This window comes from Mesorhizobium sp. WSM1386, from assembly GCF_055901595.1.
The window spans coordinates 5898077-5912591 of the sequence record NZ_CM148373.1; the positions used below are offsets into that span (position 1 = coordinate 5898077).

Sequence of the window (14515 nt, forward strand, 5' to 3'; positions counted from 1 at the left end):
GCTGCGGACAAACTGCCGCAAGGCTTTTTCTTGGGTCGATGCTATATCCTGACGGAACCTTTCGGTTCGCGGACGACCACGATGACAGTGCGTCAGGATGTACACAGCGCCGGCATTCCCGTGCTTTGCCAGTCATGCGAAGCGCGGCATCATGGCGTTTGCGGCGCGCTCGATCCGGACCAGCTGGTGGGCCTCGCCAAGACCTCATCGAAGCATACCGTCGAAGCGGGCGTGGAATTGATCGGTGACGCCGAGGCCGTCGACAGCTACGCGAATGTGCTTTCCGGCGTGGTCAAGCTGATGAAGAGCCTTTCGGACGGGCGCCAGCAGATTGTCGGGCTTCAATTTGCTCCCGATTTTCTGGGCAGGCCCTTCAAGGTGGAAAGCGCGATCAACGCCGAAGCCGCAACCGCAGTTTCCCTATGCTCGTTCCCAAAGGCGGCCATCGAACGGATGATGAAGGAATCGCCGGGACTGGAGCATCGTCTCTTCAAGCAGACGCTGAACGAACTCGATGATGCCCGCGACTGGATGGTGACGCTGGGCCGCAAGAGTGCTTCGGAAAAGGTGGCGAGCTTCCTACTCATGATCGCCAGGAACATCGACCCCACGCTTGATCCGGCCGCCCAGTCGACACGTTTCGATCTGCCTTTGACCCGCGCCGACATCGCCGATTTTCTCGGTCTGACGATCGAGACCGTCAGCCGTCAGCTGACCCGGCTGCGGTCAGATGGCGTGATCCGCATCGAGAACAATCGGCATGTAATCGTCGATAGCTTGAATCGGCTGCAGCGCCGCTCCGGCGCCTAGCTAGGCTCAATCGACAAACCCAATCATCGGCAGGACATGCTCGCGCTCGAAGGCGATATGCCGGCGCAGGCTTTCGAAGAACCCGCGCAGCATGAACCCAACCGCCTCGGCATTGTCGACCGTCTTGCCGTGGCCGATCGCCAGCAACATCTCGGTCACCTCACCGGCAAAGCATTCGTCCTCGATATGCTCGGCGCTCAATCGCCTTGCTGAATCAAGATTGGCATCACTGCCGGCCAACGCCGTCTCGTAAGCGGGGAATATGACCGTCTCTTCGTATCGATGACTGTCGCGCAACAGCGGAACGATTGCGTTTGCTACCGCCAAGCATGCCAAAATGTCGACCTTAGGCAGCGTGTCCGCGATCCTTTCCAAGGCATCGCAGAGCTGCAGTTTTTCCAAGTGTACACGTTTCATCACCGCAGCAGACCCTGCCGGCATCGAATTTTTGCCGCCTGCATGCAGTGGAAACGGTCCCCCTCCTGTCTGCGAGTTCAACGCCAATCTCCTGATCGTTCGCGGGATCAAGCCTGCCCAATCCAAATGCACATGACTTTGACATGGATCAAGGCGGGGACGTGCCGGCTGCGGAATTGGTGTTGCCGCGGATTGGCGTCCGCGCAGGGAATCCGAGGTCGGGGAAATGTCATGAAGTTCGGCACACAAATCTTCGCGTTGAGCCTTTTTACTTTCGCGGCCTTGGTGGCCGCCGGCTTCGGCGTGGACGAGCCGTTCCGGCAGCACATGTGGGTGCTGTTCTTCGTGCTGCTCGGTTTTGTCGCCATCCTCATTCGCAACTCGAGCTTCGAAGTGGCCGCTCCGATCGACCCATCCGCTTACATGGACGGTCCAATCCGCTACGGCGCCATCGCCACGATGTTCTGGGGTGTCGTCGGCATGCTGGTCGGCGTGGTCATCGCGCTGCAGCTGGCCTACCCCGATCTCAACATTCAGCCTTGGTTCAATTTCGGCCGCTTGCGGCCGCTGCACACGTCCGGTGTCGTCTTCGCCTTCGGCGGCAACGCGCTGCTGTGCACGTCATTGTACGTCGTGCAACGTACCTGCCGCGCCCGCCTGTTCGGCGGCGATCTCGCCTGGTTCGTCTTCTGGGGCTACCAGCTTTTCATCGTAATGGCCGCGACGGGCTACCTGCTCGGCATCACCGAGAGCCGCGAATACGCCGAACCCGAATGGTACGTGGACATCTGGCTGACCATCGTCTGGGTCGCTTACCTCATCCTGTTCCTTGGCACGATCCTGAAGCGCAAGGAACCGCACATCTACGTCGCCAATTGGTTCTACCTGTCCTTCATCGTCACCATCGCGATGCTGCATGTGGTCAACAACCTTTCGATGCCGGCTTCTTTCCTCGGCTCCAAGAGTTACTCCGCCTTTTCCGGCGTCCAGGACGCGCTGACGCAATGGTGGTACGGCCACAACGCGGTCGGCTTCTTCCTGACCGCCGGCTTCCTCGGCATGATGTATTATTTCGTGCCCAAGCAGGCGAACCGGCCAGTCTATTCCTACCGGCTCTCGATCATCCATTTCTGGGCAATCATCTTTCTCTATATCTGGGCCGGGCCGCATCACCTGCACTACACCGCCCTGCCCGACTGGGCGCAGACGCTCGGCATGGTGTTCTCGATCATGCTGTGGATGCCGTCCTGGGGCGGCATGATCAATGGCCTGATGACGCTGTCCGGCGCCTGGGACAAGCTGCGCACCGACCCGATCATCCGCATGATGGTGATGGCCATCGCCTTCTATGGCATGTCGACCTTCGAAGGCCCGATGATGTCGATCAAGGCGGTCAACTCGCTATCGCATTATACCGACTGGACAATTGGTCACGTGCACTCCGGCGCGCTCGGCTGGGTCGGCATGATCTCGTTCGGCGCGATCTACTACATGGTGCCGAAGCTCTGGAACCGTAACCGGCTCTATTCGCTGCGGCTGGTTACCTGGCACTTCTGGCTGGCGACCCTGGGGATCGTCGTCTACGCCGCGGTCATGTGGGTGTCCGGCATCATGCAGGGCCTGATGTGGCGCGAATACGACGAGCAGGGCTTCCTGGTCTACTCCTTCGCCGAGACCGTCGCTGCCATGCACCCCTACTACGTCATGCGCGCCATGGGCGGCGCCATGTATCTCTCGGGTGCCCTGATCATGGCCTGGAACATCACCATGACCATCCTCGGCCACCAGCGTGAGGAGCAACCGATGCCGGGCTCCGTTCCCGCCCTTCAGCCTGCCGAATAAGGAGCCAGAACATGGGCTTGATGGATAGACATGCACTAATCGAGAAGAACGCCACGCTTCTTCTCGTAGGCTCCCTTCTTGTGGTGACCGTCGGCGGCATCGTCGAGATCGCACCCCTCTTTTACCTCGATAACACGATCGAGAAAGTCGAAGGCATGCGGCCCTACTCGCCGCTCGAGCTTGCCGGACGCAACATCTATGTGCGCGAGGGCTGCTACCTCTGCCACAGTCAGATGATCAGGCCGTTCCGCGACGAAGTCGAGCGCTACGGCCACTACAGCCTGGCCGCCGAGTCGATGTACGATCATCCCTTTCAGTGGGGATCGAAGCGGACGGGGCCGGATCTCGCCCGGGTGGGCGACCGATATTCGAATTCATGGCATGTCGCGCATCTCGCCGATCCGCGTTCCGTTGTGCCGGAATCCATCATGCCCAGCTACGCGTTCCTGAAGGACGCGCCGATCGACGTGAAGGACTTCTCGACGCACCTGGTCGCCAACCGGCGGGTCGGCGTCCCCTATGACGATGATATGGTCGCACATGCCAATGTCGATCTGATGGCGCAGGCTGATCCCAACGCCGACACATCAGGTCTTGAGGCCCGGTATCCCAAAGCCAAGATCGGCGACTTCGACGGCAACCCGCAACAGGTCACCGAAATGGATGCCCTCGTCGCCTATCTGCAGATGCTGGGCACGCTGGTCGATTTCAAGAACTACGACGAAGCCGCCGGCTACCGCTGAGGAGTTTTTTCCATGAATTACAATCTTATGCGGGAGTTTGCCGACAGCTGGGGTCTTGTCGCCATGGCGCTTTTCTTTGCGGGGGCAATTGTCTTCGCCCTGCGCCCCGGCAGCCGCAAGCTTGCGGACGAAGCAGCCCGGATTCCCCTCGAGGACGAGTGATCATGAGCGACGAACACATCGACGAAATCTCCGGCGTCTCAACCACGGGTCACGAATGGGACGGCATCCGGGAGCTGAACAACCCACTTCCGCGCTGGTGGGTCATCACGTTCTACATCACCATCGTCTGGGCGATCGGCTACACGATCGCCTATCCGGCATGGCCGCTGCTGCACTCGGCGACAACGGGTGTTCTCGGCTATTCGAGCCGCAACGACGTCAAGAACGAGTTGGCGGCAGCGGAAGCAGCGAAGGGCAAATACGTCGCGGCGGTGGAGTCGAAAAGCGTCTCCGAAATCGCTGCGGACGATGCCTTGCGGGAATTCGCGGTCGCGGCCGGCGGCGCCGCATTCAAGGTCAACTGCACGCAGTGCCACGGCTCCGGCGCCCAGGGTTCCAAGGGCTTTCCCAACCTCAACGACGACGACTGGCTGTGGGGCGGCAAGGCCGAGCAGATCCAGCAGACGATCACGCACGGCATCCGCTTCGCTTCAGATCCGGACACGCGCCTGTCGGAAATGCCGGCCTTCGGGGACATCATCACCGCCGACCAGATCGCTCAGGTCAGCGCCTACGTTGCCAGCCTGTCCGGCAAGGTCCGCGATGCAACTCTTATTCAACCCGGCGCCAAGGTCTTCGCCGAAAACTGCGTCGCCTGCCACGGCGACAATGCGAAAGGCAACAGGGAACTCGGCGCCCCCGACCTGACCGACGCGATCTGGCTTTATGGGTCGGGCGAGACGGCAATAGCCGACCAGGTTCGCGCACCGAAGCAGGGCGTGATGCCAGCGTGGGGCGCGCGTCTCGGCGAGACCAAGGTCAAGGAGTTGGCGGTCTACATCCATTCGCTCGGCGGTGGGGAGTAGGTCGGGGGCCCTATTCCTGCCCTTCGCCGCCTGAGCGACGAGGCCCGGCCAGTCCGGGCCTCGATCTTTTCGGCATTCGCCGATTGACCTGCATCAACGCGGGTCGATCCATGCGGCGGCAATGTTGCCCTGCGCGCTCAAAATCACAGTCCGCGCGCAAGTGGAGATAGTCGTGCTGGACAAGACGCAGGTAGAACGGCTGGAAGCCGAGGCGGTCAATTCCGCCAAGACACGTCAGCCCCTCTACGCTGCGCGCAAGAAAATCTTCCCAAAGCGCGCCTCGGGCAACTTTCGCCGCTTCAAATGGCTGGTGATGGCGATCACGCTTGGCATCTACTACCTGACGCCGTGGCTGCGTTGGGATCGCGGTCCATTTGCCCCGGACCAGGCCGTGCTGCTCGATCTTGCCAATCGGCGCTTCTACTTCTTCTTCATCGAGATATGGCCCCAGGAATTCTTCTATGTGGCCGGCCTCCTGGTCATGGCCGGCGTTGGACTTTTCCTGATCACCTCGACTGTCGGCCGTGCCTGGTGCGGCTATGCATGTCCGCAGACCGTATGGGTCGATCTGTTCCTTGTCGTCGAACGTGCGGTCGAGGGAGACCGCAACGCCCGCATGAAACTTGACGCCGGCCCCTGGACCGCCCGCAAGCTGATGCTGCGCCTATCGAAGCACGCCGTCTGGTTGGTCATCGGCGCGGCGACCGGCGGCGCCTGGATTTTCTATTTCGCTGATGCACCGACACTTATGGGCGAGCTTTTCACCGGTACCGCCGCGCCTGTCGCCTACATCACCATCGCCGTGTTGACGGCGACCACCTACACGTTCGGCGGCCTGATGCGCGAACAGGTCTGCACCTATATGTGCCCATGGCCGCGCATCCAGGCAGCCATGCTCGACGAGAACTCGCTCACCGTCACCTACAATGACTGGCGCGGCGAACCGCGCTCACGTCACGCCAAGAAGGTGCAAGCGATAGGGCAGTCCGTCGGCGACTGCGTAGACTGCAATGCCTGCGTTGCGGTCTGCCCAATGGGGATCGACATTCGCGACGGCCAACAACTCGAGTGCATTACCTGCGCGCTGTGTATCGACGCCTGCGACGGCGTCATGGACAAGCTCGGCAAGGAGCGCGGGCTTATCTCCTACGCGACGCTCTCCGATTACAACGCCAACATGATGCTGGCGACCGCAGGCGGCTCCAGTTCAATCAATCCGTCGCTGGTCAGGACTGCCGTCGGCACCTTCTCCGATCAGGTGGCGCATTTTCACGTTCGCAAGATCTTCCGGCCGCGCACCTACGTCTACATGGGCCTGTGGTCGCTGATCGGGCTGGGCCTGCTCTATTCGCTGCTGACGCGCGATCGGCTCGAGCTGAACGTGCTGCATGACCGCAATCCGCAATTCGTCACGCTATCCGATGGCTCCATCCGCAACGGCTATACCGTCAAGCTGCTCAACATGATCCCTGAGCCAAGGACGATCGTCGTCACCATGGAGGGCCTGGAGGGTGCCGATATGGTCGTCGTCGGCGACGACATCCCGGCCGGCCGGTCGTTCGCCATCCCGGTCGAGCCCGACCGCCTGAAAACGTTGAAGGTCTTCGTTCGCCAGCCGGCGGACCAGATCCACGCACCGGCACAGACCTTCAAGTTCCGTGTCGAGGATAGAGCGAGCTTCGAGTCGAACGAGTACACCGCCACATTCAACGCGCCAGAGGCCGCCAAATGACCGCCAATGCCCAAAAGCCTCGCGAATTCACCGGCAGGCACATGCTGGCCATCATTCTCACCTTTTTCGGGGTGGTCATCGCGGTCAACCTGACCATGGCCACGCTCGCCAATACGAGTTGGACCGGCCTCGTCGTCGAGAACACCTATGTGGCCAGCCAGCAATTCAACAAGGAGGCCGAGGCCGGCCGCGCCCAAGCAGCGCTCGGTTGGACCGGCAAGCTGACCATCGCATGGGGCGAAGTCCGCTACAGCCTCTCCGACGCAGCCGGCAAGCCGGTTCCTCTGCACGGTGTCAAGGTGCTGTTTCGTCATCCCGCCTACGAGAAAGAGGACGAATCCGTCACGCTCGCCCTCGCCTCAGGCAAGGAATTCGCAGCGCAGCATATGCCGAAGGACGGCGTCTGGATCGTCGAAGTCGACGCCGATGCCGGCCTGGCGCGACCCTATCGCGACGTCCGCAGGATCATGATTTCTCATGGAGCGCTGCAGTGAGCTGTTGTGCACCGGGCGCTGAAATGGCGCTGGATCTGAACGGCGCCACATCGGTCCTGCCATCCAGCCAGGAAATCAGGTTGGCGAGCCGATCGCTTGGCGACGATCTTCGGCAGACCGACCTTTCAGTGCCGACGGTTCATTGCGCCGCCTGCATCCAGACGATCGAGGCGGCACTTGGAAAGCTCGATTACGTCGAAAGCGCGCGCGTCAACCTGTCGACGAAACGGGTCGCGGTCCGGTGGCGTGGAGACGAGGTGCCACCGTTCGTCGCCGCGCTTGGCAGGCTGGGCTACGAGGCGCATCTGTTCGCACCCGAGATCGACGACAAGGACAAGACGCTTGCCGAACTGATCCGCGCCGTCGCTGTTGCCGGTTTTGCGGCGGGCAACATCATGCTGCTTTCGGTCTCTGTCTGGTCCGGCGCCGAAGGTGCTACCCGCGACCTGTTTCACTGGGTCTCGGCGCTGATCGCCATTCCTGCCCTCGCCTTCGCCGGCGGCATCTTCTTCCGGTCGGCCTGGAACGCCCTGCGTCATGGCCGCATGAATATGGACGTGCCCATCGCGGTCGGTGTTTCGCTCGCCTACGCCATGAGCCTTTATGAGACGATCAATCATGGCGACCACGCCTATTTCGACGCGTCGGTATCGCTGCTGTTCTTCCTTTTGATCGGACGCACGCTGGATCATGTGATGCGGGAGCGTGCCCGGACTGCCGTGAAAGGCCTGTCTCAGCTGGCCGCGCGTGGCGCCATGGTGCTGCGCGGCGATGGCGCGCGCGACTATCTGCCGGTCGGCGAGATCGAACCAGGCATGCGGATGTTGATCGCGGCCGGTGAGAGGATCCCCGTCGACGGCAAGATCATCCAGGGAACGTCGGATCTCGACTGCTCGCTGGCCTCAGGCGAAAGCACGCCGAAAAACGTGGCGCCAGGCGAAGCGGTACAGGCCGGCGTGCTGAATCTTACCGGCCCCCTGACGATTGAGGCGACAGCCGCCGCAAAGGATTCATTCCTGGCGGAAATGGTCCGGTTGATGGAGGCCGCCGAGGGCGGCCGCGCGCAATATCGCCGTATTGCCGACCGCGTTTCAGCGCTTTATGCCCCGGTGGTCCATCTCACGGCGTTTGTGACATTCCTGGGCTGGATAGCGGCGACCGGAGACTGGCATCGGGCGATGACGATCGCCATCGCCGTCCTCATCATCACATGCCCGTGCGCGCTTGGCCTCGCGGTGCCGATCGTGCAGGTGGTCGCCGCACGGCGCCTGTTCGAGAACGGCATCATGGTCAAGGACGGCTCCGCCATGGAACGCCTGGCAAGCGTGGACATTGCGGTGTTCGACAAGACCGGAACGCTGACGCTTGGCCAGCCCCGGCTCGTCAACGCGCCGTCGATCGATCCGGCCATGCTGACAGTCGCAGCCGACCTGGCGGCGCACTCGCGTCATCCGTTTTCAAAGGCCATAGCCGGCTTTGCCATTCCTGGCGGGCAGCTCAAATTCGATGCCGTCACCGAGCATCCGGGATTTGGAATCGAGGCCACTGACGCGGCAAGCACCTGGCGACTGGGCCGACGCGGATGGGCTGGCTGGAAGGCTCGAACCGGCGGTGAAGGCAAACACGGCTACGGCGGAACGGTGCTGACGAGAAACGGGATGATCGCCGCATGCTTCGTTTTCGAGGATGCATTGCGCGCCGACGCCAGAGCGGCCATCGATCAATTGAGCGACGCCGGGGTTCCCGTGGAGATGCTGTCGGGCGATACTGCGGCAGCCTGTGCCGAGGTTGCGAAGTCACTCGGAATCGACGACTTCGTTCCGTGCCTGCTGCCATCCGGCAAGCTCGAGCGCATCGAAACCCTCGCGAAAGTTGGGCACAAGGTTCTGATGGTTGGCGACGGCCTCAACGACACGCCGGCGCTGAGCGCAGCGCATGTCTCGATCGCACCGGCCACCGCCGCCGATGTTGGCCGCAACGCCGCGGATTTCGTCTTCCTGCGCGAAAGCCTCGTGGCGGTGCCGCTCGCGCTGGACGTCTCGCGCAAGGCAGGAAGCCTGATCCGGCAGAACATCGCAATCGCAATCGTCTACAATGCGGTGGCAGTACCGATCGCCATACTTGGGCATGTCACGCCCTTGATAGCCGCAATTGCCATGTCCGCTTCATCACTGCTTGTCATTGGAAATGCGCTGCGACTGCGAACCTCCGAGCCCATTTCACAGGCCAAAAATGTTCGCCGCGACAGGCTGTCCGACTTCAACGAACTGGCCCGGTCGTCATGACCACCCTCACCTATCTCATACCCGTCGCTCTCTTTCTTGGCGCGCTTGGCTTGGGCGGCTTCCTGTGGGCGTTGAAAAGTGGCCAGTATGAAGATCTCGACGGTGCAGCCGAGCGAATTCTCATCGATCCAGAAGAGAAAAAGCGTCCACTGATCTAAAGATAATCGTTGGCGACAGCTCTCCTTTGGAAGAAGACCGAGACACCAACCTCTTCACCTCAATCGTGGCGCGCGAGATCGTTGTATTCCAGGCTGTTATTTCTCCGACTAACGCCCATCAATTTGCGCCAGCGCAAAGAAACCCTGCGTCAGGTCCTTTAGCTTTCTTCTCATCCGCAACGGTCGAGACACAGGAGATTGACATGATCACGCGACGCGAAGCCCTCTTCGGAGCAGCGCTCGGCGCTGCCGCCGTTGCGGCACTGCCCGCATTGTCGGCAACGGTCACAAAGGCGGAGATCCGCGGGCTGCCCCGTGAAAAGATTACGCTCGTGGCACCGCCTTTTGTGCATCCGCATGACCAGATCGCCAAGGGAACAGTGCCGCCAAGGCATGAAGCGAGGAGCCCAACAATCGGCGTTGCGAGCAAGACATTTGTAAGCTGACGGGCATGCGTGTCATGAAAGCGCAGCCGCCGCCCTGCCGCCTTGACTGTAGCGGCAGGGGCTGGCGTCACAGTCTCTTCCGTCGCATCGCTACCTGGCCTTCTGCGTCGTCAAGGCCATGCCGTAGGTCAGGAGGAAGCCGGCATACGCCAGAATCCATGCAGCGCCCGCGGCATGAACGATCCCCTCATAGGGTATAAAAACAGCAAGTATGCGCAACAGGGCTGCGATTAGGATCGCTGCGAAGACAACAATCGCTTGCGGTCCGGCCCGTAGTTGCCGACCGGTATGGCCAAGCGTGGCGCGGGCCATCACCGCGATCGTCATCGAGCCGACGGCGCCGGCGCCCAAAGCATGGAGTCCTGCAGCAACCGGCACCATCGCAGGCAAGAAAGTCGACGCCGAAATCAGCCAAAGTCCAACCGGCACGAAGGCGTATGCGAGGTGAAGAACGAGAACAAGCGGATCCCGCAAGGTGCGATCGCCAGCCCACCGCGCCAACCGCCATGCCTGGCTGGTGGCGGCGGCTCCCAGGAGCAGCCCGGAGATATCGTTGTCGGGGGCGAACGTCCAGGCGCCCAGAGCGATGGCTGAAATGGTCAGAGATGCAATGTCGAAACGGTCGAATGGCGTCGGCAGCCTGCCAGGATTTTCGCGCACGAGCCAATTGCGCGTGAAGCTTGGAATGATGCGCCCGCCGATCAGCGAAATGAGCAGGATCGCCGCGGACATTCCGAGCCTGCGGCTGATGTCCGACGTGCCCTGGACATGGGCCTCGATGTGGAACGCGCCGTTGGCGCAGGCCATCACGACAAGCGGCAGCAGCACCTTGAGGTTGCGCCAGTTGCGTCCGGCGATGATTTCGCGGGCGGCGGCGGCAGCCACCGCAAACAGAAATGAGCCGTCGATCACCGCGGCTGCTTGCCAGCCGATGTCAGCCGAGAAGAAGACAGCGGCGCGCCCGGCAAGCCACAGGACAACCAGCGCCAGCAGCGGCAGGCCTTGTACGGGCAGCCGACCAGTCCAATTGGGGATGGCGGTCAGCAGGAACCCGGTAACGATCGCCGGCAGATAGCCGAACAGCATCTCGTGGATATGCCAATCGATCGGAACAAATACACTGTGGGCCTCGAGCTCGCCCGCATAGATCGGCAGCCAGAGCAGAATCGAGAGCGCGGCATACAATGACCCAAGGAAGAAGAAGGGCCTAAACCCGTAGGAAAGAAAGGCGGGGCCGGAATAGCGCCGCAGACGTGCAATTGCCATGACTTGTGTCCCCAAATGAGTTGTGTCCTCAAATGAAAAGGGCCGGATGAACCGCCGCCCTCGGTCCGTCCGGCCCTTGCCCACTCCGACTTGCGGCGAGCAGGCTGTCTGATTGCGGCTAGTTGGCCGCAACCTGGGTGAACAGGTCGGCGAACACCGTCTTTGCCTTGCCTACGTGCTTGACCGCTTTCGCCGCATCCAGGTTTACCGGCTTGCCGACAACGATCAGAGCGACCATCCCCATGCCATAGTGGGGCGCGCATTTGACGCCGTAGACACCTTCCTTGGTCAGCGTAACGGTGATCTCCTCACTCGGCTTGCCCTTGAACGGCTCGGCGCCATCCGGAATCATGCCCTTGATCGACTCGGCGTCATGGGTCTTGTCGGTCGGCACGAACTTTACGGTATCGCCGGGTGCGGCCTTGACGAAGGCCGGCTGGAAAACCATGGCGCCTTTTTCGCCCTTGTTGAGCATCTGCACGACATGCTCTTCCGCGCTTGCGCCGCCGGCGAGCGCGAGGAGGGAGATTGCAGCAGCGAGGAAGAGTTTCATCGATTTATCCTTTGTCTCATGTTCGCGGCATTGCGCCGTTCCACGTCATTTAGCCCGATGCGGCTGCGAACAATTTGCGCTGGCGCAAACTCGCGCTAAGAAAGGTTTGCCGCGCGATTGGCGCAGCGTGTCGGGTCGTGAGGAAATTCGTTTTGGCTGCGCTGGACCGATCGCTGATATCGCAGCTGCCGCTCTTCCAGGGGATGGCTCCCGAAGAGCAAAACGAAATCCTCAGAAGCGCTCGATCGTCACGCTATGCCAAGGAGTCCGCGATCTTCGAACAGGAAAGCGAGGCTCATTCGTTTTTCGTGCTGATTTCGGGTCACATACGGGTCGTCCGCACCACGCCGGATGGACAGCAGGTCATCGCCAGATACATCAGCGAAGGCGAGATCTTTGGCGTCGCCGCCGCGCTGGGCCGGACAACCTATCCCGCCAGCGCCGTCGCTGCGGTCGACTGCGTGGTGCTGGCCTGGCCCAACGCACTCTGGCCGGAGCTGGTGCGACGATTTCCGGCGTTTGGAGCAACCACCTACAAGACCGTCGGTACCAGGCTGCAGGAGACCCAGACGCGGGTGGTCGAGATGTCGACGGAGCAGGTCGAGCAGCGGGTCGCGCATGCGTTGCTGCGTTTGGCAAACCAAACCGGCCGAAAGACCGACAGCGGCATCGAAATCGACTTCCCAATTTCCAGGCAGGATATTGCCGAAATGACAGGCACGACGCTGCACACGGTAAGCCGTCTGCTAAGCAAATGGGAAGACGTCGGAATAATCGTCAGCGGACGCCAGAAAGTCACGGTCAAGGATGCGCATCGCCTCGTGGTTCTCGCCGAGAGCCGGGGCAAGGGATGATCCTCACCGTTCTCCTCGAACGACCGATTCCAGGTCCAAAATGAATCGGGTTTCGTCGACCTGATGCTCGCGGCATGCTTCGGCCACGGTATGGAAAGCGCCGATCGGACAGCCAACGCAAAGCATTCTGTAGCTCAGCACCACCGGCACCGTTGCCGGCCATTTTCTCATGATCTCGTCCACGACCATGTCGGGTCTGATAGAACCGGACTTCTTCACGGTCGCCTCCGCAGTTGAGAGTGTCATCATACATCCCGGCAAACCTGCGGTCGTTGCGCTTTCGCAACCTGCCGCCGACGTTGCCGATTCCTGAAAATGATTCAGATTAAGGACGCCGCGAGCGAGACTTCGATATGCGTGGGAAAATATCCGAGGAGGCAGCCATGCAAGCCGAAGCGATAATGACCACGCCGGTCAGCGCGGTTGACCCGTCTGCGTCAGTCGCCGATGCGGCAGCACTGATGCTCGCCAACAAGATCAGCGGTCAGCGCGATCAGACCGGCCGAGTGCCTGGAGCCGCTGGCGGTGATCGCTCGCGGCTTTCGCTGGCCGCATTCATTTCATTTTGCTGTCCAGATGAGCTGAAAGACTATCGGTCGCCAGACACGTGTTGCAACCGAGCGATCAGGTCACTGTTGCGGCAATAGGCTGGCGGCTCGTCAGCTTGGTGGTGATCGTCGAGCCAGGTCGAGCATTCGTCCTGATGACCGCAGGCACGGCAGCGGTTTGCCGCCCGGGCGGTGACAGCCGCGTGATCCGGCACGACCTTCAATTGCCTGTCGACGCCCAGTGTCCGCATCATGCGGCCCATCAACGCCGTCCTGGCGTCAACCGAAATCAGATAGTCGAGAAAGGTCATGTGGTTTTCTCCTGCACATGCCAACCATTGCCTGCAGGCAGCGCCATGACATTGATCTCGGTCAACAAACTGCTTCGTCGGCGTCCGGTCCCCCGCTTCCGATTTCCGAGCCAGCAATTGTGATCACGGTCAAAGGCTCTCTTGAAGGATCGGTTCGATCCGGACTGTGACTTCGTGCCTATAGTTGTAAGCAGCCAGGTTATGGCCTCAGTACGACATGAGCCGATTGATGCTGCTCTCCCGAAGCAGTGTGCGGGTGATGCCGCCGAACGCCCATTCCTGCAATCGGCTGTGACCATAGGTGCCAGAGACGATCAGATCAGCGCGGATCGAGCGCGCGAACGCCACGAGCCGTTCTGCTTTGGCCTCGCCGGTGAGTATTTCCGTCCTCGCCATGATGCCGTGGTGCTCGAGATAGACCGCCACGTCCGCCAGGCTGTTGCGGACACTGTCTTCGGCATCGCCCTCTATCGTGGCGACGACCACCTCATTGGCCTTCGACAGAAAGGGCAAGGCATCAGCGATCGCCCGGCGCGCCTCCCTGGCATCCCTCCAAGCGACGAGGACGGTCTTTGCCAAGACATGCTCGACATTGTCGGCTGCGACAAAGACGGGTCGACCGCTGCCAAGCGCCAGACTACCGACATCGACGGCGCGGAAGACATTACCGCCTTCACCACCGCCGGTCACGATCAGGTCAACCGCTCGGGCGGCAATGCTAAACAGGCGGGTCGGACTGCAGACCTGCTGCATCCATTCGCTGCTGACGGCGGACGGAACCAGCCGCTCGAATTCGCCGCGCAGTTCGGCGAGGCGTTTTTCGATTTCCGTCCGCTGGATCTGCATGACCTCACCTTCGTAGACCAACCCCTCGCCGGTTCGGACCAGTGGCGGGACATCCGCGGCCGCCAGGCCAATCAGATGAGCGTCAAAGCGCTCGGCAAGGCCCGCAGCGAGCTTCACGATGGGCGCCGGATCCGCGTCTACCGCGAGATTGACGATTATCGACCTGTAGGACATGAAAACTC

At 61.3% G+C, this 14515-nt stretch carries 17 protein-coding genes; 11 read left to right on the top strand and 6 right to left on the bottom strand.

Features of this window, described 5'->3' with window-relative positions; genetic code table 11:
• Positions 1–81: 81 nt before the first annotated feature.
• The gene (locus tag AC0NIH_RS28900; protein ID WP_473464376.1) at positions 82–810 is read left to right on the top strand and encodes a Crp/Fnr family transcriptional regulator; all 729 of its coding nucleotides are present in this window, start codon (positions 82–84) and stop codon (positions 808–810) included.
• 6 nt (positions 811–816) lie between these two features.
• On the opposite strand, the gene AC0NIH_RS28905 is transcribed toward AC0NIH_RS28900, so the two are convergent.
• On the bottom strand, positions 817–1251 hold the full coding sequence (locus AC0NIH_RS28905; RefSeq protein WP_473464374.1) for a hemerythrin domain-containing protein: 435 nt from the start codon (positions 1249–1251) through the stop codon (positions 817–819).
• A 207-nt stretch (positions 1252–1458) separates the two neighbouring features.
• On the opposite strand from AC0NIH_RS28905, the gene ccoN reads away from it, so the two are divergent.
• The 9 genes from ccoN to AC0NIH_RS28950 all read left to right on the top strand — a co-directional run bounded on the left by ccoN (position 1459) and on the right by AC0NIH_RS28950 (position 9955).
• Positions 1459–3069, top strand: coding sequence for a cytochrome-c oxidase, cbb3-type subunit I (gene ccoN, locus AC0NIH_RS28910; RefSeq protein ID WP_140780795.1), 1611 nt, complete (start codon positions 1459–1461; stop codon positions 3067–3069).
• Positions 3070–3080: 11 nt separating this feature from the next.
• Positions 3081–3812: a cytochrome-c oxidase, cbb3-type subunit II gene (gene ccoO / locus AC0NIH_RS28915; protein ID WP_473463937.1), complete on the top strand. Its 732-nt coding sequence runs from the start codon at positions 3081–3083 to the stop codon at positions 3810–3812.
• Positions 3813–3824: 12 nt separating this feature from the next.
• Entirely contained in the window at positions 3825–3974 is a 150-nt protein-coding gene (locus AC0NIH_RS28920) for a CcoQ/FixQ family Cbb3-type cytochrome c oxidase assembly chaperone (RefSeq protein WP_023764650.1), read from the top strand.
• Positions 3975–3976: 2 nt separating this feature from the next.
• On the top strand, positions 3977–4840 hold the full coding sequence (gene ccoP / locus AC0NIH_RS28925) for a cytochrome-c oxidase, cbb3-type subunit III (protein WP_473463934.1): 864 nt from the start codon (positions 3977–3979) through the stop codon (positions 4838–4840).
• A gap of 172 nt (positions 4841–5012) precedes the next feature.
• Positions 5013–6572 carry a cytochrome c oxidase accessory protein CcoG gene (gene ccoG, locus AC0NIH_RS28930; RefSeq protein WP_474025087.1) on the top strand — a complete coding sequence of 520 codons (1560 nt, stop codon included), beginning with the start codon at positions 5013–5015 and terminating at the stop codon, positions 6570–6572.
• Positions 6569–7066: a FixH family protein gene (locus AC0NIH_RS28935; RefSeq protein ID WP_023764648.1), complete on the top strand. Its 498-nt coding sequence runs from the start codon at positions 6569–6571 to the stop codon at positions 7064–7066. The genes ccoG and AC0NIH_RS28935 overlap by 4 nt, the downstream gene beginning before the upstream one ends.
• The gene (locus AC0NIH_RS28940) at positions 7063–9351 is read left to right on the top strand and encodes a cation-translocating P-type ATPase (RefSeq protein WP_474025088.1); all 2289 of its coding nucleotides are present in this window, start codon (positions 7063–7065) and stop codon (positions 9349–9351) included. Before AC0NIH_RS28935 ends, AC0NIH_RS28940 begins: the two co-directional genes overlap by 4 nt.
• On the top strand, positions 9348–9509 hold the full coding sequence (gene ccoS / locus AC0NIH_RS28945; protein ID WP_013897073.1) for a cbb3-type cytochrome oxidase assembly protein CcoS: 162 nt from the start codon (positions 9348–9350) through the stop codon (positions 9507–9509). Before AC0NIH_RS28940 ends, ccoS begins: the two co-directional genes overlap by 4 nt.
• A 203-nt stretch (positions 9510–9712) precedes the next feature.
• The gene (locus AC0NIH_RS28950; RefSeq protein WP_473469719.1) at positions 9713–9955 is read left to right on the top strand and encodes a hypothetical protein; all 243 of its coding nucleotides are present in this window, start codon (positions 9713–9715) and stop codon (positions 9953–9955) included.
• 90 nt (positions 9956–10045) lie between these two features.
• Here the strand turns inward: AC0NIH_RS28950 and AC0NIH_RS28955 are convergent, their stop codons facing one another.
• Both AC0NIH_RS28955 and AC0NIH_RS28960 read right to left on the bottom strand, forming a co-directional pair.
• The gene (locus AC0NIH_RS28955; protein WP_473469727.1) at positions 10046–11221 is read right to left on the bottom strand and encodes an NnrS family protein; all 1176 of its coding nucleotides are present in this window, start codon (positions 11219–11221) and stop codon (positions 10046–10048) included.
• Between the two features lie 118 nt (positions 11222–11339).
• Positions 11340–11774, bottom strand: coding sequence for a pseudoazurin (locus tag AC0NIH_RS28960; protein WP_013897078.1), 435 nt, complete (start codon positions 11772–11774; stop codon positions 11340–11342).
• 152 nt (positions 11775–11926) lie between these two features.
• Here AC0NIH_RS28960 and AC0NIH_RS28965 point away from each other — a divergent pair, with 152 nt between their 5' ends.
• Complete coding sequence (locus AC0NIH_RS28965) at positions 11927–12628, top strand: Crp/Fnr family transcriptional regulator (protein ID WP_023764642.1); 702 nt, start codon at positions 11927–11929, stop codon at positions 12626–12628.
• A 3-nt stretch (positions 12629–12631) separates the two neighbouring features.
• On the opposite strand, the gene AC0NIH_RS28970 is transcribed toward AC0NIH_RS28965, so the two are convergent.
• The 3 genes from AC0NIH_RS28970 to AC0NIH_RS28980 form a co-directional block, all read right to left on the bottom strand.
• Positions 12632–12847 (bottom strand): DUF1858 domain-containing protein, encoded by a 216-nt coding sequence (locus AC0NIH_RS28970; protein WP_473469721.1) that lies wholly within the window; start codon positions 12845–12847, stop codon positions 12632–12634.
• 370 nt (positions 12848–13217) lie between these two features.
• The gene (locus AC0NIH_RS28975; protein WP_473469723.1) at positions 13218–13487 is read right to left on the bottom strand and encodes a DUF6455 family protein; all 270 of its coding nucleotides are present in this window, start codon (positions 13485–13487) and stop codon (positions 13218–13220) included.
• Between the two features lie 207 nt (positions 13488–13694).
• Positions 13695–14507 carry a universal stress protein gene (locus AC0NIH_RS28980; protein WP_473469725.1) on the bottom strand — a complete coding sequence of 271 codons (813 nt, stop codon included), beginning with the start codon at positions 14505–14507 and terminating at the stop codon, positions 13695–13697.
• Between the last annotated feature and the right edge of the window lie 8 nt (positions 14508–14515).

Excerpts from the sequence above, each read along its gene's own strand:
- AC0NIH_RS28975 (WP_473469723.1), bottom strand. The coding sequence starts at position 13,487 with ATGACCTTTCTCGACTATCTGATTTCGGTTGACGCCAGGACGGCGTTG.
- AC0NIH_RS28920 (WP_023764650.1), top strand. The coding sequence starts at position 3,825 with ATGAATTACAATCTTATGCGGGAGTTTGCCGACAGCTGGGGTCTTGTC.
- AC0NIH_RS28960 (WP_013897078.1), bottom strand. The coding sequence starts at position 11,774 with ATGAAACTCTTCCTCGCTGCTGCAATCTCCCTCCTCGCGCTCGCCGGC.
- ccoS (WP_013897073.1), top strand. The coding sequence starts at position 9,348 with ATGACCACCCTCACCTATCTCATACCCGTCGCTCTCTTTCTTGGCGCG.
- ccoP (WP_473463934.1), top strand. The coding sequence starts at position 3,977 with ATGAGCGACGAACACATCGACGAAATCTCCGGCGTCTCAACCACGGGT.
- ccoN (WP_140780795.1), top strand. The coding sequence starts at position 1,459 with ATGAAGTTCGGCACACAAATCTTCGCGTTGAGCCTTTTTACTTTCGCG.
- AC0NIH_RS28905 (WP_473464374.1), bottom strand. The coding sequence starts at position 1,251 with ATGCCGGCAGGGTCTGCTGCGGTGATGAAACGTGTACACTTGGAAAAA.
- AC0NIH_RS28935 (WP_023764648.1), top strand. The coding sequence starts at position 6,569 with ATGACCGCCAATGCCCAAAAGCCTCGCGAATTCACCGGCAGGCACATG.
- AC0NIH_RS28955 (WP_473469727.1), bottom strand. The coding sequence starts at position 11,221 with ATGGCAATTGCACGTCTGCGGCGCTATTCCGGCCCCGCCTTTCTTTCC.
- AC0NIH_RS28900 (WP_473464376.1), top strand. The coding sequence starts at position 82 with ATGACAGTGCGTCAGGATGTACACAGCGCCGGCATTCCCGTGCTTTGC.
- ccoO (WP_473463937.1), top strand. The coding sequence starts at position 3,081 with ATGGGCTTGATGGATAGACATGCACTAATCGAGAAGAACGCCACGCTT.
- AC0NIH_RS28980 (WP_473469725.1), bottom strand. The coding sequence starts at position 14,507 with ATGTCCTACAGGTCGATAATCGTCAATCTCGCGGTAGACGCGGATCCG.
- AC0NIH_RS28950 (WP_473469719.1), top strand. The coding sequence starts at position 9,713 with ATGATCACGCGACGCGAAGCCCTCTTCGGAGCAGCGCTCGGCGCTGCC.